We start from the raw sequence: 7,364 nt of genomic DNA, 5'->3' as shown, positions 1-7,364 counted from the left end.
TGTGGGATACAGCTCTATCGACCATGAAAAAAGGAGATTATGTGTTCATCCAGTTTGGACATAACGATGAAAGCAAAGAGAAAGTAGATCGTTATACATCGCCAGAGCAATACAAAGAAAATCTCGTAAAGTTTGTGAGTGAAGCTAGGGCAAAGCAGGCAACACCAATCTTAATCACGCCAGTTTCTAGAAGAAAATTTAAAGATGGAAATGCACTTGAAACGCATAAAGAATACACGCCATTGGTTAAAGAATTGGCAGCAAAGTTAAACGTTCCGTTGATAGATTTAGATGAAAAAAGCCGTCAATTGTATCAGCAGTTTGGAGAAGAAAACTCGAAATTGCTTTTCTTGCAATTGCAAGCTAACGAGCATCCTAATTATCCAGAAGGAAAAGTAGATAATACACATTTTAGTGAATTAGGAGCTAGAAAGATTGCTCAGATTGTACTACAAGAAATCAAGAATTTGAAATTGCCTCTGGCAGATAAAATTGTAAAACCCGTAGCTAAAAAGTGATGAGAATGAGATTGTTGTATTGTTTAATTGTTTTATTGTTTAACATTGCTTTTGTAGATGCTTCAGCTGTTAAAGAGATCGCAATACGCAATACGCAATACGCTCTTCTCAATACCAAATACGATTTCATAGTTGCGCAAGACGGTTCAGGCAATTTCAAAACAGTACAAGAAGCACTTAATGCCGTACCAGATTTCAGAAAGGTAACTACTACCATCTTCATTAAAAACGGAACTTACAAAGAGAAACTTAACCTATCGGCATCAAAACAAATGGTAACTTTGATAGGTGAGAGCCTAGAAAAAACCATTCTTACTTACGATGATTATTCGAAAAAGAAGAACATTTTTGGCGAGGAAAAAGGTACGTCTGGCTCTTCAAGCTTCTACGTTTACGGCCCACAGTTTACTGCGGAAAATATCACTTTTCAAAACACTTCTGGACCAGTTGGTCAAGCGGTGGCGCTATTTGTAGCTGGAGATAAAGCTCGTTTCATTAACTGCAAGATGCTTGGTTTTCAGGATACACTTTACACCTATGGCTATGGCAGCCGTCAGTATTACTACAAATGCTACATTGAAGGTACAGTAGATTTTATCTTTGGTTCTTCTACAGCTGTATTCGATCGATGTGAAATTTTTGGTAAAACCGCTGGTTATTACACGGCAGCATCAACTCCAGATAGCATAAAATACGGCTATGTGTTCATAGATAGTAAAATTCATGGCGATGCACCTGAGGCTTCTTTTTACTTAGGCAGACCTTGGCGGCCGTTTGCGAAAACAATATTCATCAATTGTGATTTAGGCAAACAGGTTAAACCAGAGGGATGGCATAATTGGAACAAACCAGATGCGGAAAAAACATCGTTTTACGCTGAGTATAGAAGTAAAGGAGCTGGTGCAAATGATAAAAGTAGGGTGAAATGGGCGCATCAACTCACAGAAAAAGAAGTAAATGAAACCTTCACATTAGAGAAAATTTTTAACGGTTGGAAGCCTAATTAGGTTAACTGTTTAAATCGGTTAACTGGTTAACTGTTTTGTAGGCAACTTCTATAAACCGACCTGTCATTCCGAGGAACGAGGAATCTATTAAAATGAAAAAGCTAATCTTATTTATATACTTCATATCAATTGGCGGATTGTCTTACGCACAAGATTATCCCAAAGAACTTACGGTAGCACAAGATGGAAGCGGTCAGTATAAAACCATCCAAGAAGCGGTAATGGCAGTTCGCGATTATAGCGATGTACAAGTAAATATCTACATCAAAAAGGGTGTTTACAAAGAGAAATTAGTTATTCCAGCCCAAAAAATAAGAATTAGACTGGTAGGCGAAGACAAGCAGAATACGATTATCACTTATGATGATTATTCCGGGAAAGGGAAAATCAACACTTATACTTCTTATTCGGTTTTGGTACAAGGGAATGATTTTGTAGCAGAAAACTTAACCTTCGAAAATACTGCGGGCCCAGTGGGGCAGGCTGTGGCACTGCATGTGGAAGCTGATCGAGTTGTCATCAAAAATTGCCGCATCATCAGTAATCAAGATACCTTATTCACATCGGCAGACACCAGTAGACAATATTACATTGATTGCTATATAGAAGGAACTACCGATTTTATCTTCGGTGCGGCTACTGTGGTTTTTGAAGGCTGTCATATTCACAGCAAAAAGAACTCTTACATCACGGCGGCATCAACCACCCAAAATCAAAAGTTTGGCTTTGTATTCTTTAATTGCAAATTAACTGCAGATCCAGCGTTTAAAAAGGTTTACCTAGGTCGACCGTGGAGACCATTTGCAAAAACTGTCTTCATCAATACCGAAATGGGCGATCACATTTTGCCTCAAGGATGGAGCGTTTGGAATAAGAACGATAATCATAAGCAAACTTATTATGCCGAATACGGTTCCTATGGCCCCGGTTTCGTAAAAGATCAACGCATAGATTGGTCTCATCAACTCACAAAAAAGGAATTAAAGAAATACACCTTGAAGAATATTTTTTCGGGTGGAAGTAAATGGTTGCCTCAAATTAATTAATTAAGATGAACAGAAAAACTTTATATTTTTTAGCAACTGCGTTTGCATTGTTAAGCTGCTCTAAAAAAACGGAAGCGCCTTCAGATAATGGTGGCGGTAACAATCCTGGAACAGATAAGCCTACACAAATTCAGGAAACAGCATTGGCATTTCCAGGTGTAGAAGGCTTCGGTAAAAATGCAACTGGCGGTAGGGGTGGAAGAGTAATTAAGGTGACCAATTTGAACGATGCCGGCGCAGGTAGTTTACGTGAGGCCATTGCAGCAAGTGGTGCTCGTATCATAGTTTTTGAGGTTTCTGGGAATATCGAACTCAAAAGTAGATTGCAAATTAGAAATGGTGATGTGACTATTGCGGGTCAAACTGCGCCTGGCGATGGTATTTGCCTGCAGAATTACGAAATGAATGTAAACGCTAATAATGTTATCATTAGATATATGCGTTTTCGTATGGGCGATTTAACCCAAAACGAACAAGATGCATTATGGGGTAGAGGTAGGGAAAATGTGGTTATAGATCACTGCTCTATGAGCTGGTCTATAGACGAATGTTCATCATTTTATGCTAATAAGAACTTCACTATGCAGTGGTGTATCTTATCAGAAAGTTTAAATAAATCTTTTCACGGTAAGGACGATCACGGATATGGTGCTATTTGGGGAGGTTCGAGTGCAACTTTTCATCATAATTTGTTGGCACATCATAACAGTCGTAACCCTAGGTTTGATGGTGGTAGTCGTGCAGGAACTGGAAAAAGTACTTTTGGAATTGACAAGGTCGATTTTCGTAACAATGTGATTTATAACTGGGGTGCTAATAGCGCTTATGGTGGAGAAAACGGCGAATACAACATCGTTAACAACTACTATAAGGCTGGTCCAGCTTCGTCTAACAGAAACCGTATCATGCAGGTTTACATGGAAACAGATATCACCACTTATGCACCGGGTTATGGCAAGTTTTATGTAGCTGGCAATGTGGTAACAAATAGCGCAACAGTAACAGCAGATAATTGGAATGGAGGGGTCGATAGGCATTCGAGCATCAGCGTTGCAAATTTCAATACAGCTAAGCAAACCAATCCGTTAGCATTTGAGATTGTTACCCAACATACCGCAGAGCAAGCTTATAACATGGTGTTGTTATATGCAGGTGCAAGTTATAAACGAGACGCCATAGACACACGGGTAACGAATGAAGTTAAAACGGGTACAGCAACTTACAATGGTTCAAAGACAGGCTTTAAAGGAATTATAGACTCACAAACTGATGTAGGCGGTTGGCCTAAATTAAACCAAACTGCGGTACTAAAAGATACCGATGGTGATGGAATGCCAGATGATTGGGAGATTGCCAATAAATTAGATCCGAATAAGGCAAATGCTAATGGCAAAGATTTGAGTTCTGCGTATGATAATATTGAAGTTTATATCAATAGCTTGGTGAAAACCATTACCGACGCACAATATAAATAATGAAGAAAACTCTTGTTAGCTTAGTAATTGCCCTTTCATTAAATGCCGCATTTGCGCAAAAGGAATATGTCTCTAAAGTTTGGGTTTCCGATTTAGTCAACGGTACCTATAAAAATCCGGTATTAGATGCAGACTATTCAGATCCTGATGCGATTAGAGTAGGCGATAAGTTTTATATGATTGCCTCTAGTTTTGACGCTGTTCCAGGACTTCCAATCTTAGAGTCTACCGATTTAGTGAACTGGAAATTGATTGGTCATGCGTTAAAGAGACAGCCTCCATTTGAGCATTTTTCTAAAACCCAGCACGGAAATGGTGTTTGGGCACCTGCTATTCGCTATCATAATAACGAGTTTTATATTTACTATCCGGATCCAGATTTTGGTATTTACCTAACTAAAGCTAAAAATATTCTTGGTCCGTGGACCGAATCAGTTTTGGTAGAAGGTGGTAAAGGTTTGATAGACCCATGCCCGCTTTGGGATGAAGATGGAAAAGTGTATTTAACCCACGGTTACGCCGGCAGCAGAGCTGGAATAAAAAGTATTTTGGTAGTAAAACGGATGAACGCCGCAGGTGATAAAACTGTAGAAGAAGGAAAAATTGTTTTCGACGGACACGAAACAGATCCAACGCTAGAAGGCCCAAAATTCTACAAGCGAAATGGCTACTACTACATTTTCGCCCCTGCTGGAGGAGTTTCCACTGGCTGGCAGTTGGTTTTGCGTTCTAAAAATGTATATGGCCCTTACGAACGTAAAGTTGTACTAGAACAAGGAAAAACGCCAATTAATGGGCCACACCAAGGCGCTTGGGTAAATACACCAAATGGAGAAGATTGGTTCCTGCATTTTCAAGATAAAGATGCCTATGGTAGGGTAGTGCACTTACAGCCTATGAAATGGGTAAACAATTGGCCGGTAATTGGCATGGATAAAGATGGTGATGGAACTGGCGAGCCTGTGTTAGTACACAAGAAACCAACGGTAGCTAAACCAAGCGCAATTTTCACTCCTGCAGAGTCTGATGAATTTAACGGTGCATCATTAGGCTTGCAATGGCAATGGCAGGCTAATCCGGTAGCTACTTGGTCATTTTTGAATTCAAGTAAAGGGACATTGAGATTGTACACTGTAAAAATTCCTGACAGTGCCAAAAACCTTTGGGATGTGCCAAATATCTTGATGCAGAAATTTCCAACGGAAGAATTTACGGCTACTACAAAATTGAGTTTTACAGCTAATCCGAAATTAGAAAACGAAAAAGCTGGTTTAACGATTTATGGTTTAAGCTATGCATATCTGGCAGTAAAATCTAAAAAGGATGGTTTGTATTTGGTTTATTCTGTCTGCAAAAATGCGGATAAAGGCAAAGTCGAAAATGAAAAGCAGCTAGCAAAATTAGATGGAAAAGATATTTTTCTGAGGATTGAAGTGAGTAAGGGCGCTAAATGTGAGTTCAGCTTTAGTAAAGATGGTCGTACGTTCACAACGGTAGAAGATGTATTTGAGGCTACGCCCGGCAAATGGATTGGTGCCAAAGTTGGTCTATTTGCTGTCCGCGAACAACAAACAAACGATAGCGGTTACGCAGATTTTGATTGGTTTAGGGTAGAGAAGTAATTTGAACTCGATCTTGTCATTCCGATGTTAGGAGCAATGTCATTAAGTTAAGGATTATTTATAACGTTGGCGGGGACGCCAACATAAGAATACTCCAGTGTTGGCGTCCCCGCCAACGCTTAACTTAATGACATTGCGCTAGGAGGGTCGCGGAGCAGTCTATTTTTTAGATTCTTCGTTGCGCTCTGGATGAAAATATCTAACAATAACTACACAATAATTGGAACGTTATAAATTATCAATCTTTTGTACTAAGCTGTTTTTAATATCAGCACTTAATGCCGATAAAAAGTTATAACCAGTATTAGCTTCAATGTTTTTAACGTTACTTCTGTAGTCTCTCCAATTGCTGCCAATAGTGTTTTCATTGGGCATAATTACGGCAATAATTCTGGAGTCGCTTTTAATTCTGGCCAAATCATTATCGCCATGAGGTATAATTAAGATGATTTTCCAAACATGGGTAGGTACATTTATTTTGCCGGCAGCTAAAGTAAAAGTAATAGTGCCTTGACTGCCAATACCACCAGAGCCGTAAGTGCCAGAAATGATATAAGCCTCGTTTCCAGCTCTAATTTGTGTACGTGTGTACTCTTCTAACTGTGCCCACGGACCTTGGTTGTTCCTCGGTGCCTGGGGTATCATGTTGGTCATTAAAAAAGTTGAAGAATTGGCTTCTACAGTAGAAGTTCGATCTGCTGATGGACACATGTGACCTCTATCGAAACCCGAATTTTGGTAACTGTTGCTTTGGGCCGTAAACCAGCCATTTGGCAGATTGATGTTGGCTCTAAAGTCGTCCTGTCGTTTTGCTTCGCCCAAATCTGCTTGCTCCAGATGCCAGCTAACCCAATTAGCTATTCCCTTATTTCTACTGTATGAACTGATAAAGTAAGATTGTTCTAACAAATAATTTTCGGAATTAACGATATCGTATGTCGCGTTGCTAGGATTGCCTAAAAGGATATGGTTAACAACATCATTAGATTGATTTTTGGTGTCATTATCAACGTTAGTATCATTGTTTTTCTTACAACTTAAATTACTAGCGTTAAGTAGCACTGAAAATATAACAAACTTGAAAATATTAAGTTTTAGCATCTAATGGATAGCTTTCTGGTTGAGAAATAAGATTCAAAACTACTCAAAAAAGTGCTGATTTTTTCAAAGGTTTTCATAGTTGGAATTTGAGGTTCATCTATTTTTGGTTTTTGAGAGCACGGGTTTAAGAAATTTTAGCAGTTTAGGTCGTCGGATATTTTACCGAAGAACATCGTCCTTTGTCTAATAAACCCGATAAAGCGGATTAGCCCTAATCCCGTCCCGATAACTATCCTATCGTGTGGACACAAATATTGGAAAATGTTGTTTTCCTCCCCCTGCCCCCTCGGAGAGGGGGATATGCAAAATGCTTAGGCACAGTGTGTCCCCCTTTGGAGGGGGATTCAAGGGGGAGGAACGAGATGTGTCCACACGATAGGATAACTATCGGGATTATCGGGAGAGGACTATGAGCGAAAGCGGGACTATTGCCTACCAAATGCACAGAAATTTGATTTTCTGTAATTTAAAATTGTAATAACCTTTCCAGAATTTAAACGCCTTGTAACTTATTGCTTACAAGTATCAAATTGGGAACGTTTGCATAGTTATTTTCAGTGTTTTAGTTCGTTTACTGCGTTAAACTGTGTAGACT

General features: G+C 39.3%; 6 protein-coding genes. 5 read left to right on the top strand and 1 reads right to left on the bottom strand.

What is annotated here, in order from left to right; genetic code table 11:
* The 5 genes from REI64_RS04950 to REI64_RS04930 all read left to right on the top strand — a co-directional run.
* On the top strand, positions 1-518 hold a 518-nt coding region (locus REI64_RS04950; RefSeq protein WP_308848996.1), incomplete at its 5' end, for a rhamnogalacturonan acetylesterase.
* A 5-nt stretch (positions 519-523) separates the two neighbouring features.
* Positions 524-1,525, top strand: a complete 1,002-nt coding sequence (locus tag REI64_RS04945; RefSeq protein WP_308848995.1) for a pectinesterase family protein — start codon at positions 524-526, stop codon at positions 1,523-1,525.
* 92 nt (positions 1,526-1,617) lie between these two features.
* Positions 1,618-2,571 (top strand): pectinesterase family protein, encoded by a 954-nt coding sequence (locus REI64_RS04940; protein ID WP_308848994.1) that lies wholly within the window; start codon positions 1,618-1,620, stop codon positions 2,569-2,571.
* Between the two features lie 5 nt (positions 2,572-2,576).
* Entirely contained in the window at positions 2,577-4,046 is a 1,470-nt protein-coding gene (locus REI64_RS04935) for a pectate lyase (protein ID WP_308848993.1), read from the top strand.
* On the top strand, positions 4,046-5,668 hold the full coding sequence (locus REI64_RS04930; protein ID WP_308848992.1) for a glycoside hydrolase 43 family protein: 1,623 nt from the start codon (positions 4,046-4,048) through the stop codon (positions 5,666-5,668). Before REI64_RS04935 ends, REI64_RS04930 begins: the two co-directional genes overlap by 1 nt.
* A 228-nt stretch (positions 5,669-5,896) precedes the next feature.
* On the opposite strand, the gene REI64_RS04925 is transcribed toward REI64_RS04930, so the two are convergent.
* Positions 5,897-6,769 carry a DNA/RNA non-specific endonuclease gene (locus tag REI64_RS04925; protein WP_308848991.1) on the bottom strand — a complete coding sequence of 291 codons (873 nt, stop codon included), beginning with the start codon at positions 6,767-6,769 and terminating at the stop codon, positions 5,897-5,899.
* Positions 6,770-7,364: the final 595 nt, after the last annotated feature.

Source organism: Pedobacter sp. (assembly GCF_031119335.1).
In the GTDB taxonomy this organism is placed as follows: domain Bacteria; phylum Bacteroidota; class Bacteroidia; order Sphingobacteriales; family Sphingobacteriaceae; genus Pedobacter.
Note: the sequence above shows the minus strand (reverse complement) of the source record. Positions and strands in the feature narration are given on the sequence as shown.

What these genes read in the sequence shown, in the direction of transcription:
- REI64_RS04945 (WP_308848995.1), top strand. Translation starts at nt 524, where the DNA reads ATGAGATTGTTGTATTGTTTAATTGTTTTATTGTTTAACATTGCTTTT.
- REI64_RS04940 (WP_308848994.1), top strand. Translation starts at nt 1,618, where the DNA reads ATGAAAAAGCTAATCTTATTTATATACTTCATATCAATTGGCGGATTG.
- REI64_RS04935 (WP_308848993.1), top strand. Translation starts at nt 2,577, where the DNA reads ATGAACAGAAAAACTTTATATTTTTTAGCAACTGCGTTTGCATTGTTA.
- REI64_RS04930 (WP_308848992.1), top strand. Translation starts at nt 4,046, where the DNA reads ATGAAGAAAACTCTTGTTAGCTTAGTAATTGCCCTTTCATTAAATGCC.
- REI64_RS04925 (WP_308848991.1), bottom strand. Translation starts at nt 6,769, where the DNA reads ATGCTAAAACTTAATATTTTCAAGTTTGTTATATTTTCAGTGCTACTT.